This is a genomic window from Paraburkholderia sp. BL23I1N1 (genome assembly GCF_003610295.1).
GTDB lineage: Bacteria > Pseudomonadota > Gammaproteobacteria > Burkholderiales > Burkholderiaceae > Paraburkholderia.
The window spans coordinates 1,287,000-1,308,511 of sequence record NZ_RAPV01000001.1 but is presented as its reverse complement, the minus strand read 5'-3'; the positions used below and the strand labels follow the sequence as shown (position 1 = coordinate 1,308,511).

Here is a 21,512-nt window from a genome sequence, read left to right as displayed (position 1 = left end):
TACTTTCGGTGTTAGCAGTCGAGCGGCAGCAGAATCTGAAACTCGGTATGGCCCGGCCGGCTGTCCACTTCGATCAGCCCGTCGTGTTGCTGCACGAAGGTCTGCGCGAGCGTCAGGCCGAGACCGCTACCGTCCTCGCGCCCCGACACGAGCGGATAGAAAATGCGGTCACGGATTTCCTCGGGAATGCCTGGGCCGTTGTCAGTGATATGCAAGTCCAGTGCCAGCTTACATAAGCGTTTCGACACGGTGATCTTGCGCGCAATGCGCGTGCGCAATTCGATGCGCGCGTCGCCTTGCGAGATGCGTTCACGCAACGCTTCGGCAGCATTACGCACGATGTTCAGAAGCGCCTGGATCAGTTGCTCCTTGTCGCCGCGCAGGTCCGGCACGCTCACATCGTAATCGCGCTCGATCGTCAGTCCGCGCGGAAACTCCGCGAGAATCACCTGGCGCACGCGCTCACATACCTCGTGAATATTCACGTCGCCGACGATATGCGGATGACGGTGCGGCTCCAGCAAGCGATCGACCAGCGTTTGCAACCGGTCCGATTCCTTGATGATGACCTGCGTGTACTCGCGCAACTCGTCGCGCTGACGCTCGCCGAGTTCAAACTCGAGCAGTTGCGCCGCGCCGCGAATCCCCCCGAGCGGGTTCTTGATCTCATGCGCGAGATTGCGGATCAGTTGTTTGTTGACGGCCGTGAGGTCATTGATGCGCTCCTCGCGGTCCGAGCGCAAATGCCGCTCGTTCTCGAATAGTTCGAGCAGCACGTAGTCTTGCGCGCTCTCCAGAAAGCCGACGATCGCATGTACATGCAGCGGCTCGTGGCCCGGGCGCTCGAGTACGGCGTCGAGATGCGTCGCGTGAAAACGGTGAGCAGCGATCGCGGAGATGGTTGCGACCAGTTCGTCGGCATTCGAGAAAATGTCCTGCCATGCCATCTGCGTCAATTGCTTGCGCGAAAGCTCAAGCATCGATTCCGCCGACGGGTTCGCAAACACCACACGCAGCGCGCGCTTGTCGAGCACCAGCACAACCGTCGGCAATGCCTCGAAGCCCGGCAGCAAACCGGAACTCACCAGCTGAGCGTCATTCGACAGCGTCTGCTCGTGTCCTTTCCTTGCCTTCATCAGATTCTTCAGAACCATCTTGCAGTCTGGCCGATAGGAGATGGTGATAAATCAGGTGTACAGCTTATTGTCCTGCTCATTGCCCTGCCTACTGCCCTGCTTCCTTGCCCATACACCGCACAGCTTGCGAGTGGACGCATTCGGGCCTAACAGAAAAGGGACGGCGCCGCCGTCCCTTCGTGACCGATCGCGAGCGTCGGGCAAGGCGCTTCGCCGTTTGAAGGGCGAAGCGCCATGGCCGCTTACAGCGAGTAGTACATTTCGAATTCGATCGGGTGCACCGACTGACGATAGCGTTGCAGCTCGCCCGTCTTCAGTTCGATGTACGCGTCGAGCATCGAATCCGTGAACACGCCACCGCGCGTCAGGAACTCGCGGTCCGCGTCGAGTGCGTCCAGCGCCTGGTCGAGGCCAGCACACACGGTCGGGATCTTTGCATCCTCTTCCGGCGGCAGGTCGTACAGGTTCTTGTCGGCCGCTTCGCCCGGGTGAATCTTGTTCTGCACGCCGTCCAGACCCGCCATCATCAGCGCGGAGAAGCACAGGTACGGATTCGCCATCGGATCCGGGAAACGCGTTTCGATACGGCGGCCCTTCGGGTTCGACACGTGCGGAATGCGGATCGATGCCGAGCGGTTACGAGCCGAGTAAGCCAGCTTCACCGGTGCTTCGAAGTGCGGCACGAGGCGCTTGTACGAGTTCGTCGACGGGTTCGTGATCGCGTTCAGCGCGCGAGCATGCTTGATGATGCCGCCGATGTAGAACAGCGCGAATTCCGACAGACCTGCGTAACCGTTGCCCGCGAACAGGTTCGCGCCGTCTTTCCAGATCGACTGGTGAACGTGCATGCCCGAACCGTTATCGCCAACCACCGGCTTCGGCATGAACGTCGCCGTCTTGCCGTACGTGTGCGCGACGTTGTGGATGATGTACTTCATTTGCTGCAGCCAGTCGGCGCGTTGCACCAGCGTCGAGAACTTCGTGCCGATTTCGTTCTGGCCCTGGCCCGCGACTTCGTGGTGATGCACTTCGACCGGGATGCCGATCTGTTCGAGCAGCAGGCACATTTCCGAACGGATGTCCTGGAACGTGTCGACCGGAGCGACCGGGAAGTAGCCGCCCTTCGTGCCCGGACGGTGGCCGGTGTTGCCGCCTTCGAAGTCCATCGCTGACGACCACGGTGCTTCTTCCGAACCGATCTTGACGAACGTGCCCGACTGGTCCGTGCCCCACTTGACCGAATCGAAAATGAAGAATTCCGGTTCCGGACCGAAGAAGGCCGTGTCGCCGAGGCCCGTGCTCTTCAGGTAGGCTTCAGCGCGCTTGGCGAGCGAACGCGGGTCGCGCTCGTAGCCCTTGCCGTCAGCCGGTTCGACGACGTCGCAGGTCAAGACGAGGGTGGATTCTTCGTAGAACGGGTCGATGAAAGCAGTGTTCGCGTCCGGGATCAGCAACATGTCCGATGCTTCGATGCCCTTCCAGCCGGCAATCGACGAACCGTCAAACGCATGGCCGCTTTCGAACTTGTCTTCATCGAATGCCGACACCGGCACCGAAACGTGTTGCTCTTTGCCGCGCGTGTCGGTGAAACGGAAGTCGACAAACTTGACGTCTTCGTCTTTGACGAGTTGAACGACGTCGGCCACGGATTTACTCATAACCTATCTCCTGATTAACGAATTCGGCGGATTCAGCCGCCGCCCAATCTAGCTGACCCGTCCCGGCGCGTCCACCCCTCTATCGTTGAGGACGAACATAAAAGCCTGCTGGAACAAATCGATCGGCACCAATAAAGCAGCTTCTGTGCCACGTATGCGCCAACCCGGCGCAAAGCCACACTGCGCGCGCGTTTGCGGGGAATGAGCGCACCGAACCGCATGCAGCCCCGAAAACTTTGCGCCCCATCACGCACCGACTCGGTGCATTCACAAAATCAGCAACGACGGGCATCTCTATTTTGGTGCATGCGTGAAAATATGCACCATCGTCGAGCGCGCGCTCTCCTGCTTTTTCCTGCGCTCTCCTGTCTCGCGTTCACGGGACGCCACCGCTGAACCGCATTCGCGCCGCGCGCTAGAATGGTCATTTGGTCCGAAGGAGGTTTGCGCTCATGAGCACGCTCGAACAGTTGTACGCCCAGGCGGACAAGCGCCGCACCGAAAACCAGTTGCCCTATGCGGGCGCGGTATCGCCCGCCGAAGCGTTCGAACTGCTGCAACTCGATCCGCGCACGCGCCTCGTCGACGTGCGCACCCGTGCCGAACTCGATTGGGTCGGCCGGCCGGTTATCGGCGACGGGCAATACGTGCATGTGGAATGGACGCGCTACCCGGGCGCCGTGCCGAACCAGGAATTCCTTCAGCAACTGAGCCAGGCTGCCTCGCCCGATACGCCGGTGCTGTTTTTGTGTCGCAGCGCCGCGCGCTCGAAGCTGGCTGCGATCGCCGCCACCCAGGCGGGCTACTCCAAGGCGTACGACCTGCTGGAAGGCTTCGAAGGCGATAAGGATGGCCAAGGGCATCGGAAGACTGTGACGGGCTGGTGCTTTCGCGGGTTGCCGTGGATCGGCGCCTGATTGCTGGCCGGTTGCCGAGTTGGCCATCTTGTTGGCCGCTCGATCGGCAGCCTGATTGGCTGCCTGGTCGCTGCTGGCCGCATCAGCGGCGCTTGCGTCACGGGACCCGCACGGTGCGACAAGTGGCCGCTTGCCAGCCGCGCGTGCAAGCCGATGCGAACCACTTGATGGTGCTTCCGCAGGTTAGACGGGACAATTAGACGCATCGTCGGCGCTGCATGTGACAGGCCGATGATGCGTTGATTCTTAAGTCAGTTGGTTAAGTCAGGCATAGGCGCGAACGCGCCCGAACAACGTTTGACGTGTGCGGCGGCCGAACCGCGGCCCCGCCAAAGCTCACAATCAAGGCTCAAGCAAGATTCAATCAAGGTTCAACTGCGCGGCTTAGCCGCAGCCGCCTCAGGCTCGACAATATCGCCGCCTAACAGATGCACCCCTTCGCGCAGCTTCACAAACGCCGCCGCGACGGCTTCCGGTTCGCCCTTCACGCCGAGATCGATGTGATGCCGCGCATACACGCCGCCGCGCTCCGCATCCCCCACGCTCGGCAGGCTGAACACCCTCACGCCCGGAAAATCGCGTTCGATTTTTTCCATCAACGGCGTCACGCGCGACTCCGGCAGCTCGAACACCAGCAATGACTTTTCCGCATGCGGCATCGCGTGATGCAAAATGCGCGTACTGCGTATCCAGCACCCACTCGATCATCGGCCACGCCATCACCGGGAAGCCCGGTACGAAGTGATGCTGATTGATTGAGAAGCCCGGAATCTTGTTGTAGCCGTTGGGAATGATCGACGCGCCCTGCGGGTACGTGCCCATATTCAGACGATGCCGGTTCTCGGGCGAGTCCAGATCGAGCGGCGCAGCCAAGTTCGCCGGATACATATCGCGGATCCGCTCCTGAATCAGCTTCGCGGCCTCGGGATGCAGTTCGAGCGGCACACCGAGCGCGGCCGCCGCGCACTGACGGGTGTGGTCATCCGGCGTGGCGCCGATGCCGCCCGTGGAAAACACAATGTCGCCCGACGCGAACGTGCGTCGAAGCGTTGCCGTGATCCGCGCCGGTTCGTCGCCGATATATTCCGCCCAACCGAGCGACAGCCCACGCGCGCCCAGCAATTCGATGACCTTCGGCAGATGCTTGTCGACGCGTCTGCCCGACAGGATTTCGTCGCCGATGATGATGACGCCAAATGCCATTGCCGCCTCTTTCGCTTAGTCAATAATTCATCAGTAAGGAACCGGTGCCGCGTGCCGCGGACCGTGCTCTTCCGCGCGCATGCGTTGCAGCGCGCGCAGACAGTAGTAGCCGAACCACAGCGCCGAAAACACAAGGATGAACGCGTAGATCCAGATGGTCACCGCGGTGATCACCGGGAACAGCACGATCAGCCAGACCGACGACGCCCACAACAGCGTAGGCAGCGACCCCAGCAGTCCGCTCGCGATGCCGATCAGCAGCAGCGGCAACCGGAAGCGCTTCACCAGCGCGCGCCGCTCGTCACGCGTGGCATGCAGCGCGAGCGCGTCGTAGCTCATCACGCGATACGTCAGCCAGCCCCACAGGAGCGGCGGAATCAGCGCGAAGAACGGCGGCACGAGCCATAGGGGCAAGGTGACGATCAGCAACACGAGACAGACCAGCGTGGTCCACAACGCCTGACCGAGGCTACCGTACCACGTTCCGCCGTGACGCATTTCGAGGCCGGGAAATTGCCGCGCCGACAAGAAACGGATCACTGCCGGCATCGACAGCGTGGCGATCAGCAGCAATACCGTGACGACAATCAAGGGAATCGCCATCGCAATCACGATGAACGGCGCGATCGCCGTGTGCAGCGCCGAAAAGCCAAGCCAGTCGAACAGACGATACAGCGTGACCGTGAACGACCAGCTTTCGAGCCACGTGCGGGTGGCGCCGATCAGCGTCTGCCAGGAAAACCAGAGAATCACGCCCCACCCGACCGTTGCCGCCAGAAACGGCAGGAAGGTCAGCCAGAGCATGCGCGGGTGGAGCGCGCTTGCGAGCGCGCGCCCAAACGAGCGCAACAGATCATTCATGCGAGCCAGTGCCGGTGAACGAAACGATGGAAAAAGGCGGATGGCGCAACGCACCGGCCATGAGGCCAAGGTTGTACGCGCAAACGTGAACAGGATAAACCACGTGACACGCCGCCGGGAAAACCGGCGGCGTGAGAGGAAGAATGCTCAAACCGGAGCGGCGTCGCGGCCCTCGGTACGACGCTTCGGCGAAAGGCGCCCGGCGATGCGCACGAAGGCGAGCCAGTGCTGCGCCCAGAAACCGTCCCCGTAACGCCGGCTTTCGAGCTGGTCGCGGATACCAGTCGGCTCCATTTCGCGGTTCCACGACACACTGCGAAACAGCATGTCCCACCACGGGAACAGTACGCCGAAATTGCAACCGTACTTCAGGCCTTCGTGGCCGTAGCCGATCGCATGGTGACGGCGGTGGAAAGTCGGACTGACCAGCAGGCGCTCGCCGAACCAGCCGAAGTACAGACGGATGTTCGCGTGCTGCACGCTCTGCGCGAGGTTCGTGATTGCCACCAGCACGACGAACTGCGACGGCGGCACGCCGATCACCAGCGCGATCACCGCGAAGAACGACGCCTGCAACAGATTGTCGAGCAGATGGTTACGGTCGTCGGTCCACAGCGACATCTGCTGCTGACTATGATGCACCGCGTGCAATTCCCACCAGACGCCGATCCGATGCTCCCAGCGGTGGTACCAGTAACCGGCGAAATCGAGCACGAGCAGATACATCACGAACGTGACGAGCGGCTGCGTGGTGACACCCGGCCACAAATTGTCGAAATCGATATTCGCGATGTTGTGCAAGCGCAGCCAGGCCTGCACGGTGTCGAAGAACGGCTGCAGCGCGAAAAAGAAGAACAGGTTGAGGAAGCCGAGCTTGGCGATCCCCGTGTAAATCACGTCGACCCGCACGGCCTTGCGGTTTTCCCACTGCTCCACCGGGCGAAGCGCCTCGAGCGGGCGCAGGATCGCGTACATCGCCAGCACCTCGAAGACGCCGACGAGCACCCAATACAGGCTGTCGTAAGTGTCTTCGTCATAGTCCATCAGGTCGAAGTGGAACAGCAGCGGCTGCACCACGTCGATGTACAGCAGCGTCTGCACGGCTGAGACGAAGCTGTCGAGAGAAGAAAAAATCAGATGGAACATGGTTCTGGCCTGTTACTTCATTCCTGACGGTTCGCTGATTGCCGCCGCCTGTTACACGCTTATTACACGCTTATTACTCATTACGCGCCGTTCGGCGCCGTAACCGGCGCGCGATTGAAGAAATAGATACCGTGCGGCGAACGGCCGACTGCAATCGTCTGGATCAGCTTACGCGTGTTCAGGTCGATGATGCCGACATGCTTCGCGAAGCGGAAGGTAACCCACAGATAGCGTTTGTCGGCGGACAGTTCCATGTCGTCCGGCCCGGGCATCAAGCCGGCAATGTCGCCGACGTTCGTGAGCGTGTCTTCGTCGATGATGCTGATCGTGCTCGCGACGCGGTTCGACACCACCACATGCTTGCCGTCAGCCAGCGAGCGGAAATTGTGTGCGCCCTTGCCCGTCTGAATCGTCTTGACGATTTTCTGATTGCGCCAATCGACCACCGCAACGTAATCCGCGCCGGTCATGCCGATCAGCAGGTACTTCTCGCCCGGGGTCATCCACAGACCGGCCGGCACCTTGCCGACTTTCATCTTCCACTTCACGGTTTGCGTGGCCAGATCGATCGCGGCCAGTTCGCCCGAGACCTGCAGCGTGACGAATACCGTCTTGCTGTCATTGGTGAACGCCATGTGGCTCGGCATCACCGCGAGCGGCAGACGCGAGGCCAGCGTCATCTGGTTCTTCTGGCTGTCGTAGTGATAGATGTCGAGGCGGTCCAGACGCAGCCCGGTAGTGACGAGCCACTTGCGGTCCGGCGAAAAACCGATCTGATACGGATCCTCAATGTTCTCGACCCAGCGCTGGACCTGCCCCGATTTCGGATCGACGAACATCAGGTTGTTCGACACCGAATTCGCGACGATCAGCGACGAGTTGTCCGGCGTCGCCATCAAATGGTGCGGTTCCTTGCCCGTGGGTACCGTGCCGACGACCTGGCGGGTCGTTTCGTCGATCAGGCTCAGCGTGGCTTCGCCGGAATTAAGCACAATCACGTTGTTGGCGTGGGCCGCCGGAGAAAAAAAGCCTGCGGCGGCGACCAGCGCTGCGCCCGCGGCGAACGTGGCAGTCAAGCCGGGAAGAAAAAATTTACGCATGAAAACTCACTTCGGAGAACAACCGCCATTGTAGAACGTTTGCCCGGGCCAGAGGTTGAGCTAGATGCGGGTGCGAAGTGCGGAAAAGCGGAAACCAGGCGGGATGCAAGCAAGGCGCTGTCGGCGAATTTCGCTGCACTGCCGACATAACGACGGTTCCACGTAGGAAAAACCTTATCCGATTTACACAATGTCATTATTTTAATCAAAAAGACGGATTATTACATTCTTATATCTTCAACATAAACATAAGACAAACCAAGACGGTTATTTATTTTTATTTACTTTATACATTTTAAACACAATTAATAAAAATAAATGACGATTAATTATTTATTTTCAATCGTTTAGTAATTGGCTTATTCCACCCTTCCCACACCACACCTGACAATCCCGCCGATCATCGTTCATGCACTTAATCCTGTGGACTTAAGAGCGTAAAGCAGGTGTTTCGGACGCGCGAAAAATTCAGCAGGACACGGAAAACGGATAACGGAGAAACCGCGGTCTATATGTTTTTATTTTGTGCGCGACATATCAGGGCGATGACGCCTTATCCGAATCCGCTTACTTTCACGCGCCGTCCACACTCGTAATTCCGCGGAGTTTCAGAAAATATGAATAAGATTTACAAATCGGTTTGGTGTGAAGCGACGGGAACGTGGGTAGCCACGTCGGAAACGGCACGGTCGAAGACGAAGCGGGGCGGGGCGGGGCGGGGCAGGAAAATTGGCGGTAGCGCAGGCGGTATTGGCCGCGGCAACGCTGATGGGCGGAGCGTCGACGGCTTTGGCAGCTGGCAACGCAGCCACAAACTATTTCGATGCCAGTGGAGTGGACCCTACTGTCGACCGCAATGCGTCGGCTGCTGGCAACGCGGCGGTTGCCGCAGGCGCAAATGCGCTGGCAACTTCCACCGGCTCCACCGCCATTGGTAACGCGGCGTGGTCTTTGAACCAATACGGTACGGCGGTCGGCGACAAGTCCACAGCGTCTGCAGACGGTGCCACGTCTATAGGCGCTGCTACAACCGCCACCGGTAACAATTCAGTCGCGATCGGCTATAGCGCGGCCGCGACGTCGGACAACAGTGTCGCACTTGGCGCCAACTCGACCACTACCGCGGATCTGACTACAACCGCTTACGCGCCAGTTGGCGCCGGTGCAACGGCAATTGCAGCGCCCACCGCAACTGGCGAAGTTTCCGTTGGTTCGAAGAACAATGAACGGCGTGTCACCAATGTCGCCGCTGGCGCTGCAGACACCGATGCGGTCAACGTCAGCCAGCTCAGTGCCGTCGACGACAAGATCGCCGCGGCCACCGCCAATAGCGTCCAGTACGACGCAACGCCCGCGGACAAGAGCAGCGTCACGCTTGCCGGTCCGGCATCCTCGGACGGTGGCATAACGGGCGGCACAACGAATACGAACCTGCATCAAGGCGTGGTTTCAGCTACCAGCACCGACGCCGTGAACGGCGCGCAGCTTTACGCCGTCGCCGGAGACACCAGCAGCGCCTACACTGACAAGAACGGCACCGGCGTGAAATACGTGCGCACCAACGATACCGGGCTGCAGCCGGACGATTCACACGCCACAGGTAAAGGATCGTCGGCAATCGGTTACAACGCACAAGCCAGTGGCGACTACTCGTTGGCATTCGGCAACAAGGCTCAGGCTGAAGGTATCAATTCGGTTGCAATCGGCAATATGGCATACGCCGGAGGCATGACAGCGGTGGCGATTGGCACCGGATCGAATGCATCCGACTACGGTTCAGTTGCATTCGGCGCCTATTCGGCCGCAGGCATTCAGGGCACCGCTATCGGCACGTATTCGACCGCGACCGGTGTCAACTCCGTTGCGCTGGGAGAAAGCTCCCTGGCCGATCGCGACAACACCGTATCGGTTGGCGCCACCGGCAGCGAACGCCAGATCACCAACGTCGCAGCCGGCATCGAAGCCACCGACGCGGTCAACGTCAGCCAGTTGCAGGCCGCCACGGCCAGCGCATCGCGCTACTTCAAGGCAACCGGCATCGACGGCAGCGGAGACGATGCAATCGCGAGCGGCGACCATTCAGTCGCTATCGGCAGCGGTTCGATTGCCGAGGGTGACAAATCCTTCGCCGCCGGCTCAAGCTCATGGGCGCAAGGTAATGTCAGCACAGCCGTCGGCACCCTCGTCACGGCCGAGGGCGACAACTCGACCGCACTCGGCTTCAACGCGAACGCAATTGCGTCCAACTCGGTTGCACTCGGCCAAGGTTCCGTCGCCGACCGGGCGGGCACCGTCTCGGTGGGCTCAGCAGGCGCAGAACGCCAGATCACCAACGTCGCAGCCGGCACAGCGGACACCGACGCCGTCAACGTCGCCCAACTGAAGGCAGCAAGCGCGCAAACCGATGCCAAGCTCAACGGTGCAGTGATGTACGACACGAACGCCGACGGCAGCGTCAACAGGAACAGCGTCACGCTAGGCGGCGATGCAGGCACCGCGATCCACAACGTCGCCAACGGCGTAGATGCAAGCGACGCTGTCAACGTCGGCCAACTGAATGCGGCCATCGACGGAGTGGCGAACAACGCAGTGGTGAACGCAGCGAATCCGTTCTTCAGCGCTGACGGCGATCGCAATACGGAAGGCGCGGTGTCCTCGGGCACGCACTCGATTGCTTCGGGCGCAAACGCTCAGGCCACCGGCACCAACGCTGTCGCTATCGGCGCGAATTCGGTCGCTAGAGCGGCAACAACGCCACCGCACTCGGCGCCGCGGCGAACGCCAGCGCCGACAACTCGGTCGCGCTGGGCCAAGGTTCGGTTGCAGACAGAGCGAATACGGTGTCGGTGGGCGCAGCAGGTCAGGAGCGCCAGATCATCAACGTCGCAGCCGGTGTGCAAGGTACGGACGCGGTCAACGTCAATCAGATGCAGCAGAGCATGAACGGCGCGGTCGGTCAGGCCAAGAGCTACACCGACGACCAGATCCGTTCGGCGCGTCGCGATTCGTACGGTGGCACCGCTTCGGCGCTCGCGGCCGCAGGTTTGCCGCAAGCGGTCCTTCCGGGTCACGGCATGGTCGCCCTTGCCGGTGGCACGTACGGCGGTCAATCTGCCATGGCAATTGGCGTGTCGCAGCTGTCGGAAACCGGCAAGTGGGTCTACAAGGTGCAAGGCACCTCTGACTCGCGTGGCCAGTTCGGCGCATCGGTCGGCGCCGGCATGCACTGGTAAGCCGCGTGAGCCACTCGTCAAGATGGCTGTAGCAACGTTGTAAAAGCAGCGAGCGGGCGCGGGTCCTGAAGACCCGCGCCCTTTACGCGTGATGTCATTCTCAAAAGGCGTGGCGTCGCGCGTTTTTTTATGCACACTGCAAAAGCGTTGCGCCTCGCAGTCCGCACCGCACGCCTGGAGCAGACGCGCGCAGCGCGCCACTCCACTCAACATTCAGCGCTGCATCGATTCCCACACCTTGTAAAGACGCTTGACCGAAACCGGCATCGGCGTACGAAGCTCCTGCGCGAACAGCGAAATGCGCAGTTCCTCGAGCAGCCAGCGGAATTCCGACAGGCGCGTGTCCAGTACGCCGCCGCGTTGCGCGAGTGCACGCTGGTAGTGCTGCAAGAGCGGCTGGAATTCGGCGAACTGCCGTGCGTCGCGCGCGGAGTCCGCCTTCAGCTTGTCAATACGCAGCGCAATGCCCTTCAGATAGCGCGGAAAGTGCGCCAACTGCGCATACGGCGTATCGACCACAAAGCGTTTGCCGATCAGGCCATCCAGTTGATTCTGCATGTCCGCGTGCGCCGCCGTGAACGCCTTCGCCTGCACCAGTTTTTTCGTGACCGTCGCGTATTCGCTGAGAATCTGCCCGACGAGGCGCGCAATTTCCTGAGCCAGTAAAGTCAGACGGCTGCGGCCTTCGTCGCGGCGCGTGTGGAAACTGACGTCGTCGGCCGGTAGCGGGTCCTGCAGGCAGGCGCGGTCAAGCGCGGTGTCGATCAGTTGATCGCGCAGCTCTTCCTGAGTGCCGCGCGGCATGAACTGCATCGCCATTTCGCGCAAACCCGGCAGGTTCTTTTCCAGATACTTGATCGGCTCCTTCAACTGCAACCCGAAGAGTCGCCGCAATCCCGCGCGATGGATACGCGCGGCTTCGTCCGGAGAATCGAATACTTCGACGTCGCAGTGCGTGCCGCGATCCACCAACGCCGGATAGCCGAACAAGGTCTGGCCGCCGCGGCGAATTTCGAGCAACTCGGGGAGCTTGCCGAAATTCCACGTGGTGAGTTTCTCGTAAAGCGCGGTACCCGGTGCTGCGCCGCCTTGCGATGCCGTTTGCGGACCGGACGCAGCGGCGCCCTTGCCTCGCGACGCCACGCCGCTTGCCGTGCCTGCCGAGCCCGCCGCGTGCGAAGGAGCCGCCACGCTACCGCCGCCCGCATCCGCGAGCGCTGCCCCTGCCGCGCCCGATGCGATCTTCTGAAAATGCTGCTGCGCCTGCCCGCCCAGTTCAGCACGCAGTTGCGACAGATTGCGGCCCATTGCGAGCTGCCGCCCATGCTCGTCGACGACCTTGAAATTCATGAACAGGTGTGGCGTCAGCGTCTCGAGCTTGAAGTCCGATTGCTTCATGGCGACCTGAGTCTGCTCGCGAATGTCGGCGATCAGCGCTTCGAGCAAACCGCCCGCGCCGAAGTGCGGACCGCCGTGCCGTTCGACGAAACCCGCCGCGAACTCCGGCAGCGGCACGCAATGGCGCCGCAGCTTCTGCGGTAAGGATTTCAGCAGAAGCTGCGTTTTCTCTTTCAGCATGCCAGGCACAAGCCATTCGCAGCGCCGTGCGTCGACCTGATTGAGCGCATAGAGCGGCACCGCGAGCGTCACGCCGTCGCGCGGCGAACCGGGTTCGAAGTGATACGTGAGCGCCATCTCGACGCCCGCCATCGTCATCCGCTTCGGGAACAGGTCGGTCGTCACGCCGGCCGCTTCGTGCCGCATCAGATCGTCGCGCGACAGATACAGCAGGCGCAGCTTGTCTTCCGGCTGGCCGCTCCTCTTCACCTCGTCGCGATACCAGCGCTCGAACGCAGCGCCCGTGTAAATACCTTGCGGCAAAGCCTGATCGTAGAAGCCGAAAATCAGTTCGTCGTCGACCAGCACGTCCTGGCGGCGCGACTTGTGTTCCAGTTGCTCGATGTCGGCGAGCAGCTTGCGGTTGTGCGCGAAGAACGCCAGCTTCGTATCGAATTCGCCCTCCACCAACGCGCCACGAATGAACAACTCACGCGCGCGCGCCGGGTCCTGCTTGCCGAAGCTCACGCGCCGCCGGTGATAGATCGGCAGGCCGTACAGCATCGCGCGCTCGAACGCCGACACCTGCGCCGCGCGCTTTTCCCAATGCGGCTCGGACAATGACTTCTGCAGCAGATGCTCGCCGATCTTCTCGATCCATTCCGGCTCGATCTTCGCGATGCAGCGCGCGTACAGACGGCTCGTCTCGACCAGTTCCGCGGCCATCACCCACTTACCGGCCTTCTTCACCAGCGCCGAACCCGGCCAGAGGTAAAACTTGATGCTGCGCGCACCGAGGAAATACGGTTCGTCGTCGGCTTTCAGGCCGATGTTGCCCAGCAAGCCCGTGAGCAGCGCCAGATGGATCTGCTCGAAAGTCGCTTCCGCCTCGTTCAGACGCCAGCCGTGCTCGCGCACCACGGTCAACAATTGCGAATGCACGTCGCGCCATTCACGCAGACGCAGTTGCGACAGGAAGTTCTTGCGGCACTCGTCCTGCAGTTGCCGGTTCGACTTCTTGTGCGCGATCGCTTCTTCGAACCAGTTCCAGATCTTCAGCCATTGCAGGAACTCGGAGCGCTCGTCGGCGAACCGGCGATGCGCCTGGTCGGCTTGCTCCTGCGCTTCGATCGGCCGGTCGCGCGGGTCCTGCACGGACAGCGCGCTGGCGATGATCAGCACTTCCTTCAACGCCTGCTGATCGCGCGCGGCGAGAATCATCCGGCCGACGCGCGGGTCGAGCGGCAAGCGCGCGAGTTCGCGGCCGAGCGGCGTGAGCTGGTTGTCGTCGTCGACGGCGCCCAGTTCGTTGAGCAACTGATAGCCGTCGGCGATGGCGCGGCCCGGCGGCGGCTCGATGAACGGGAAGGTTTCGATCGCCGTCAGATGCAGCGACTTCATGCGCAGAATCACCGACGCCAGCGACGAACGCAAAATCTCCGGCTCGGTGAAGCGCACGCGGCCCTGGAAGTCGCTTTCCTCATACAGACGGATACACACACCATCGGCAACACGGCCGCAACGCCCTGCCCGCTGATTCGCGGCGGCCTGCGAAATCGACTCGACCTGCAGCTGCTCGACCTTGTTGCGGTACGAGTACCGTTTCACACGCGCCAGGCCCGTATCGACCACGTAGCGAATCCCCGGCACGGTCAGCGAGGTTTCGGCGACGTTGGTCGCGAGCACGATGCGGCGCGCGTTCGAGGTGCGGAACACGCGCTCCTGTTCGGCCGCGGAGAGCCGCGCGAACAGCGGCAAGATTTCCGTATGCGGCGGATGATGCTTGCGCAGCGCCTCGGCGGCATCGCGAATCTCGCGTTCGCCGGGCAGGAACACCAGCACGTCGCCCGGGCCTTCGCGACACAGTTCGTCGACGGCGTCGACGATCGCCTCCATCAGATCGCGATCGGTTTCGCGCTGAGTCTTCGGCCGTTCACGCGACGACGCGGACGAAGAAGAACCTTCGGCCGCTTTAATCGCCGGGCTGTCCTCCGCGACCGGGCGATACCGCACCTCGACCGGATAGAGACGCCCGCTCACTTCGATCACCGGCGCGGGCTTGTCGTCACGGCCGAAATGGCGTGCGAAACGGTCCGCGTCGATCGTCGCCGAGGTCACGATCAGCTTCAGATCGGGCCGCTTGACGAGGATTTCTTTCAGATAGCCCAGCAGAAAATCGATGTTCAGGCTGCGCTCGTGCGCTTCGTCGATGATCAGCGTGTCGTAGGCTTTGAGCAGCGGATCGGTCTGAGTTTCGGCGAGCAGAATGCCGTCGGTCATGAGTTTGACCGACGCGCCCGGCGACAGATTGTCGGTAAAACGCACCTTGTAGCCGACCACTTCGCCGAACGGCGTGCCGAGTTCTTCGGCGATGCGGCGGCCCGTCGCCGATGCCGCAATCCGGCGCGGCTGCGTGTGACCGATCAGACCAGTGCCGCCCGCGCCGAGACCGCGCCCGAGTTCGAGGCAGATTTTCGGCAGCTGAGTCGTCTTGCCCGAACCGGTCTCGCCGCAGACGATCACGACCTGATTTTGCGCGATGGCGCGCGCGATCTCTTCGCGGCGGCCTGAGACCGGCAGCGCTTCGGGGAACGTGATCGGCGGAATCGGGTTCGGCTCGACGACGCGTTGAGCGCGTGGCGGACGTGGTTCACGACGTGGCTGGCCGCTTTGTGCATCGCCTGCTTGCTGCGATTTCTGCGCGGGCGCGCCGGATTCGCGGTTAGGCTCGCCGCCTTGAGCCCGTGCGCGGCCGTGCTGATTAGTGTGGCTAGTGTGGTCATCGCCGCGCTTCGACTGATTTGGCTGATTCGGCACACTCGCACTGGCAGACTGCCCGCGCCGCTCATCGCCTTGCTGCGGACGTTGGCCGCGAGACGCGTTTTGCGCGTGCCCTTCATCACGGCGCGCCGGCTGCGCCGCGCCACCGGCATTCGGTGGCCTGCGCGAAGCTTCGCCTTGCGGCAACTGTTTGCGCCCCTCATGAGCCGCTTTCGGCATCTGCGCGCCCACTTCACGACGCGCGCCCTGTGGCTGGTTTTTTTTCTGCGCAGACACATCCGCGCCTTCTGCGGCACGTCGTGACTCGCGCGCCGTTTCCGGCGTGTTGCGGTTGGCGTCCTGCGCATTACGACGCGAGGCGTCGCCGGCGTTCACCTGATCGGCGGCCGGCGCCACATTCTCGTTCGCCGTAGCGGGACTTTTGGGTACATTCGACATGGGGGCGCATTATAATCCCCGGCATGAATTCCCAAACCGACCTCGTCCCCGCGCCCGCGAGCGTTCCGGCCCCCGCCGGAGCAACGGAAGATCTCGCCCAGCACGCGCAATTTGTCGACTGGATGCGCTCAGTCGCCCCTTACATCCATGCGTTCCGAAACAAGACGTTCGTCGTCGGTTTCGGCGGCGAGGTGGTGCATCAGGGGCTCCTGAATGCGCTCGTGTCCGATATCGCGCTGCTTCAGGCCATGGGCATTCAGATCGTGCTGGTGCACGGCTCGCGACCGCAGGTCGAAGAGCAGATGAGCCTGCACGGCGTGGAATCCGAGTTCTCGCACGGCATGCGCATTACCGACGCGCGCGCGTTGGAGTCGGCGAAAGAAGCGGCCGGCGAAGTGCGTCTGGATATCGAGGCGGCGATCAGCCAGGGCTTGCCGAAACACGCCGATGGCGCACGCGCACATCAGCGTGGTGTCCGGCAACTTCGTAACGGCGCGCCCGGTCGGCATTCTGGACGGCGTCGATTTCGCCCACACCGGCGTGGTGCGCAAGATCGACGCGGATTCGATCCGCCATTCGCTCGCAAGCCGCAAACTGGTGCTGCTGTCGCCGCTCGGCTTCTCGCCCACCGGCGAGGCCTTCAATCTGTCGATGGAAGATGTCGCCTCGGCGGCGGCCATCGCGTTGCGCGCCGACAAGATTGTGTTCCTGACCGAAACGCCGGGTCTGATGGAAGCCGGCGAAGAAGGTCCCGAACTGCTCCGCGAACTGTCGCTCGACGACGCCTACAAGCTGCATGAAAGCGGCGAAGTCACCGGCGACGCCGCTTTCTACCTGAAGCATTCGATCCGCGCCTGCCGCGGCGGCGTGGCACGGGCGCACATCATCCCCTACGCGCTCGACGGCAGCCTGCTGCTCGAACTGTTCCTGCACGACGGCGTGGGCACGATGATCTCGTACGAGAACCTCGAAAGCCTGCGCGAAGCCACACCGGACGACGTCGGCGGCATTCTCTCGCTGATCGAGCCGCTCGAATCGGACGGCACGCTGGTGCGGCGCGGCCGCCACCAGATCGAACGCGACATCGACCATTTCTCGGTGATCGAGCACGATGGCGTGCTGTTCGGCTGCGCGGCGCTGTATCCGTATCCGCAGGAGCGCATCGGCGAAATGGCATGCCTCACGGTCGCGCCCGAAGCGCAAGGCACCGGCGACGGCGAGCGCCTGCTCAAGCGCATCGAGCAACGCGCCCGCGCACGCGGCCTCACGCGGATTTTCGTGCTCACCACGCGTACCGAACACTGGTTCCTCAAGCGCGGCTTCGTCAAGGTCACCGTCGACGATCTGCCGGAAGACCGCCGCCGACTCTATAACTGGCAGCGCAAGTCGCTCGTGCTGATGAAACAGCTCTGAGCGTCCCTATAAAAAGCGACTGCCGCCCCCACATTGATTACAGGAGAAGCACAGCATGACTCGTATGGTTCAATGCGCAAAGCTCGGCAAGGAAGCCGAAGGCCTCGATTTTCCGCCGCTGCCGGGCGAACTCGGCAAGCGGATCTACGAAGGCATTTCGAAGGAAGCCTGGCAAGCCTGGTTGAAGCAACAAACCATGCTCATCAACGAAAACCGCCTGAACATGGCAGACCCGCGCGCGCGTCAATATCTGATGAAGCAGACCGAAAAGTTCTTCTTCGGCGAAGGCGCGGATACGGCGCAGGGTTACGTGCCACCGGCAGCGGAATAACTATTTTCGTCCCAGCGTTCACAGCCTCGATCGCCAAGCAAAGTCACACGAAAATCCGCGCCGCGTGCGCGGATTTTTTTTGTCCGATTTCTGGTCCGACTTTTCGTCCGATATCTGGTCCGCTTTTTCGTTTCCAGCGCCTTCTTCAGAGCACCGCCGGCCTCACCAACCGGTACATTTCAGGTCGTTTTTAAGCCTTCTTTCCATACCGCCGCAATCCGCGCTATCCCCCACCCCGCAAGGGATTCAGCGCCTTCCCCAAGCCTCCTGCCGCCCCTCGGGTTTGCACGATCCTCTGTCATCGTGCTAACATGTGCATCGTTCCAACAGCAATTCACCTGCATTTCATCCGCGCATCATCCGCAGTCGCGTTCTTTTCAAACTGGCTCACCGTGCCTTTCCGGTACGCCGCCACGCTGAATCGGACAGTTTTTATACAAGAAGGCTTGTCGGTCGTTTCTCCGCTCCATGTGACACCGTGAGCGGCGAATGAAGCAACCGGCCTTTTTCGTTTCAAGCCTTCCAGCGGCGCATGGGCCAGCTTCCAGCCACCCCAGCGTCCTCATGCATCTGCCCCCCTTCCACGGCCACGCAGATGCAACAGTCAGCACAATCTAGACGAGTGTTTTTTCGCGAATCGTTCGCGAGGCACGGGCGTTCTGTTTTCTTTTTTACGCCCATTTCCTCTATCGCCTCCGGGTGAGAGAGGCGCCATCGCTCTGCTCGCGAAACTGCACTTCCCCAGCACCCGTGGCGGAACGTTCATGCGCGTTTTCATGAGTTTCGTCGCAGTCATTGGAGTTTTCACCTTGACCGCTTCCAGCAACGGCTTCTGGCGACACCACAAAGAAGAACAACGCCTCTCACTCGACGACATCACCGTCGTCGACAAATCCCTCCTCAAGCGGGCCGTCGGCGCCATGGCGCTCGGCAACGCGATGGAATGGTTCGATTTCGGCGTGTACAGCTACATTGCTGTCACGCTCGGCAAAGTGTTCTTCCCGTCGTCGAGTCCGTCCGCCCAGTTGATCGCCACCTTCGGCACATTTGCCGCGGCGTTCCTCGTGCGGCCGCTCGGCGGCATGGTGTTCGGGCCGCTGGGCGACCGCATCGGCCGTCAGCGTGTGCTGGCCATGACGATGATCATGATGGCAGTCGGCACCTTCGCAATCGGCCTGATTCCGAGCTACGCGACGATCGGCATTCTCGCGCCGGCGTTGCTGCTGGTCGCGCGTCTGGTGCAAGGCTTCTCGACGGGTGGGGAATACGGCGGCGCCGCCACCTTCATCGCCGAATTCTCGACGGACAAGCGCCGCGGCTTCATGGGCAGCTTCCTCGAGTTCGGCACGCTGATCGGCTATGTGCTCGGCGCGGGCACGGTCGTGGTTCTGACGGCCACCCTCTCGAACGACGCGCTGCTCTCGTGGGGCTGGCGTGTGCCGTTCCTGATCGCGGGCCCGCTGGGTCTGGTCGGTCTGTACATCCGGATGAAGCTCGAAGAAACGCCCGCGTTCAAGAAGCAGGCCGAGCAACGCGAAGCCGAAGACAAAGCGGTCCCGAAGCAATCTTTCCGCGAATTGCTCATGCAGCAATGGAAGCCGCTTCTGCTGTGCGTCGGCCTCGTGCTGATCTTCAACGTCACCGATTACATGGCGCTCTCGTATCTGCCGAGCTATCTGTCGGCCACGCTGCACTTCAACGAAACGCACGGCCTTTTCCTCGTGCTGCTCGTGATGGTCCTGATGATGCCGATGACGCTGGCGGCCGGGCACCTGTCCGACAAGATCGGCCGCAAGCCGGTGATGCTGTTCGGTTGCGTGGGTCTGTTGCTGCTGTCGATCCCCGCGTTGCTGCTGATCCGCATGGGCACGGTGCTGCCGGTGTTCGGCGGGCTGATGATCCTCGGCGTGCTGCTGTCGTGCTTCACCGGCGTGATGCCGTCGGCGCTGCCGGCGCTGTTCCCGACGAAGATCCGCTATGGTGCGCTCGCCATCGGCTTCAACATTTCGGTGTCGCTGTTCGGCGGGACGACGCCGCTCGTCGCGGCATGGCTGGTCGACAGCACCGGCAATCTGATGATGCCCGCGTACTACCTGATGGGTGCATCGTTGATCGGTATCGTGTCGGTGCTCGCGCTGCGCGAAACGGCCCGCAAGCCGTTGCTCGGCTCGGGTCCTTGTGTCGCGACGCGAGCGGAAGCGCATGCGGTGCTGCGCGGCGAGCGTGAGGCAGCCGAGATGGATGAAAGCTACGCTGCCGCGGCTACGGCGCGTGCCTGAACCTGGGTTGCGCGGTAGTGGGCGGTAGTCAGTTGCCGAAGTAACACGCGTATCGCCCACCGTAGCGCGCAGTGGCGTGGAACCGCGCCAATTCGAGTTAGCGTGTCCAAAAACGGGCCGGCAAAATTTTGCCGGCCCGTTTTTATGTCAGCAGGGAATCGAACGTTGCGCTTGCGTGCGCGCCTTCAATAATCAGCATGCCGGCGGAAATCGGCAACTTGAAACGCCTCGGTCCGGCACTGCCTGGATTGACGAACAGCACCCCGTCGCGCTCGCTGATCGCAGGCTTATGCGAGTGCCCCGTCACGACTACATTGATGCCTTCACGACGCGGATCGTTGCCCACGTCGGCGATATCGTGCACAACGAGGATCGTCACCTGTTGCACGGTCAGCTTGACGTGAGTCGGCAGCGAGGCGACCGGCTCGCTGATATCGTTGTTGCCGCGCACGGCGGTGACCGGCGCGATCTTCGCAAGTGCATCGAGCACCGCCTGATTGCAGATATCGCCCGCGTGGATAATCGCATCGCACCCGTTGAGGTACTGCAGGGCCTCAGGACGCACGAGGTTGTGCGTATCGGAGATCAGGCCGATTCGGGTGGCTAGTGAGTTTTGCGTACGCGCAGTCATGACGTGAGTATCGGCCAAACGGCCTCATTCTGCCGGCTGCTGTTCTGCGAATTCCCGCGCCAACACCTGCGGCTTCGCGCGAAGCAGCCGTTTGGTTGCCCCCTGCACCACCATCGACACCACCGCCGCGCACCCAAAACTCAGCCACACTCCATAGTGCGGCAGCATCGTCGCGGTCACGGCGAAAAACGCCGCAAACGAGCCGCGGCCAATCACCATGCCACGCATCAACAACGCGACGAAATCCGCGCCATGCGCGCGCTGGGCCGACACCGCGAGCACGATACCGAGCAGTGGAAACACCGACAGCAGCCCGCTCCACGTCGCGCCCATCGATGCGGAAAGTGTGGTCACCGCCACCGTCAGCAACGCGCCGGCGAGCATGCGCAACACAAGGTCGCCGAGCCCGAGGCGCACCGCCGGCACGTGGCCCGCGACACGGGGCAAGCCGCTTTGCGAAATGGCGACGGCGACACAGCCCGCGGCCACCGCCCACATCAGTCCACCCGGCAGATGCGTGAGCAGCATCGCAACACCGACCCAGCCGAGCATGCCAGCCACCAGCGCCAACGGCCACGCCGAACGCCGGCAAGTCCATGCATATGCAAAATTGAACGCCTCGGAGGCGGCAACCGCCGCGATCGACGCCGCCGACGCCTGCGCCGCGAACGCCGGCCCACGCTCCAGCGCGAGCAGCAACACGATCGGCCCGGCCACCACCGGCAGCCCCGCCAGCCATCCCGCCACGGACGGCCCCCACACCTGTCCCGCCACGGTCAGCGCGGCGAGAAACGCGGGCACCAGCGCGAGCTTGAGCATAAGCAACAT

12 protein-coding genes and 3 pseudogenes are annotated in these 21,512 nt (G+C 62.0%); 6 read left to right on the top strand and 9 right to left on the bottom strand.

Annotation, left to right across the window (positions count from 1 at the left end; translation table 11 throughout):
• Positions 1–11 precede the first annotated feature (11 nt).
• Both glnL and glnA read right to left on the bottom strand, forming a co-directional pair.
• Positions 12–1,154 carry a nitrogen regulation protein NR(II) gene (gene glnL, locus B0G76_RS06115; RefSeq protein WP_120290904.1) on the bottom strand — a complete coding sequence of 381 codons (1,143 nt, stop codon included), beginning with the start codon at positions 1,152–1,154 and terminating at the stop codon, positions 12–14.
• 224 nt (positions 1,155–1,378) lie between these two features.
• Positions 1,379–2,794, bottom strand: a complete 1,416-nt coding sequence (gene glnA / locus B0G76_RS06110) for a type I glutamate--ammonia ligase (RefSeq protein ID WP_120290903.1) — start codon at positions 2,792–2,794, stop codon at positions 1,379–1,381.
• A gap of 452 nt (positions 2,795–3,246) precedes the next feature.
• Here glnA and B0G76_RS06105 point away from each other — a divergent pair, with 452 nt between their 5' ends.
• On the top strand, positions 3,247–3,711 hold the full coding sequence (locus B0G76_RS06105; RefSeq protein ID WP_120290901.1) for a rhodanese-like domain-containing protein: 465 nt from the start codon (positions 3,247–3,249) through the stop codon (positions 3,709–3,711).
• A gap of 371 nt (positions 3,712–4,082) precedes the next feature.
• Here B0G76_RS06105 and B0G76_RS06100 read toward each other — a convergent pair.
• The 4 genes and pseudogenes from B0G76_RS06100 to B0G76_RS06085 all read right to left on the bottom strand — a co-directional run bounded on the left by B0G76_RS06100 (position 4,083) and on the right by B0G76_RS06085 (position 8,021).
• Positions 4,083–4,914, bottom strand: a pseudogene (locus B0G76_RS06100) (competence/damage-inducible protein A).
• A gap of 30 nt (positions 4,915–4,944) precedes the next feature.
• Positions 4,945–5,775, bottom strand: coding sequence for an EI24 domain-containing protein (locus tag B0G76_RS06095; protein WP_120290899.1), 831 nt, complete (start codon positions 5,773–5,775; stop codon positions 4,945–4,947).
• Between the two features lie 147 nt (positions 5,776–5,922).
• Positions 5,923–6,921: a sterol desaturase family protein gene (locus B0G76_RS06090; protein WP_120290897.1), complete on the bottom strand. Its 999-nt coding sequence runs from the start codon at positions 6,919–6,921 to the stop codon at positions 5,923–5,925.
• An 80-nt stretch (positions 6,922–7,001) separates the two neighbouring features.
• Positions 7,002–8,021, bottom strand: a complete 1,020-nt coding sequence (locus B0G76_RS06085) for a beta-propeller fold lactonase family protein (protein ID WP_120290895.1) — start codon at positions 8,019–8,021, stop codon at positions 7,002–7,004.
• A 617-nt stretch (positions 8,022–8,638) separates the two neighbouring features.
• Here B0G76_RS06085 and B0G76_RS44520 point away from each other — a divergent pair.
• Positions 8,639–8,959 (top strand): ESPR domain-containing protein, encoded by a 321-nt coding sequence (locus B0G76_RS44520; protein ID WP_120290893.1) that lies wholly within the window; start codon positions 8,639–8,641, stop codon positions 8,957–8,959.
• Positions 8,856–11,254: pseudogene (locus B0G76_RS06075) on the top strand (YadA family autotransporter adhesin). Before B0G76_RS44520 ends, B0G76_RS06075 begins: the two are co-directional and overlap by 104 nt.
• A gap of 213 nt (positions 11,255–11,467) precedes the next feature.
• On the opposite strand, the gene hrpA reads toward B0G76_RS06075, so the two are convergent.
• Positions 11,468–16,030 (bottom strand): ATP-dependent RNA helicase HrpA, encoded by a 4,563-nt coding sequence (gene hrpA, locus B0G76_RS06070; RefSeq protein ID WP_120290891.1) that lies wholly within the window; start codon positions 16,028–16,030, stop codon positions 11,468–11,470.
• A 23-nt stretch (positions 16,031–16,053) separates the two neighbouring features.
• On the opposite strand from hrpA, the pseudogene argA reads away from it, so the two are divergent.
• From argA to proP, 3 genes and pseudogenes are all read left to right on the top strand, one after another.
• A pseudogene (argA, locus tag B0G76_RS06065) lies at positions 16,054–17,443 on the top strand (amino-acid N-acetyltransferase).
• A 55-nt stretch (positions 17,444–17,498) separates the two neighbouring features.
• On the top strand, positions 17,499–17,774 hold the full coding sequence (locus tag B0G76_RS06060; protein WP_074282891.1) for an oxidative damage protection protein: 276 nt from the start codon (positions 17,499–17,501) through the stop codon (positions 17,772–17,774).
• A gap of 776 nt (positions 17,775–18,550) precedes the next feature.
• A complete protein-coding gene (proP, locus tag B0G76_RS06055) occupies positions 18,551–20,053 on the top strand; it encodes a glycine betaine/L-proline transporter ProP (RefSeq protein ID WP_259460517.1) in 1,503 nt (500 codons plus the stop codon).
• 142 nt (positions 20,054–20,195) lie between these two features.
• Here the strand turns inward: proP and B0G76_RS06050 are convergent, their stop codons facing one another.
• Together B0G76_RS06050 and B0G76_RS06045 are read right to left on the bottom strand one after the other, a co-directional pair.
• A complete protein-coding gene (locus tag B0G76_RS06050; protein ID WP_120290889.1) occupies positions 20,196–20,684 on the bottom strand; it encodes a metallophosphoesterase family protein in 489 nt (162 codons plus the stop codon).
• Positions 20,685–20,708: 24 nt separating this feature from the next.
• Entirely contained in the window at positions 20,709–21,512 is an 804-nt protein-coding gene (locus B0G76_RS06045; protein WP_183082001.1) for a hypothetical protein, read from the bottom strand.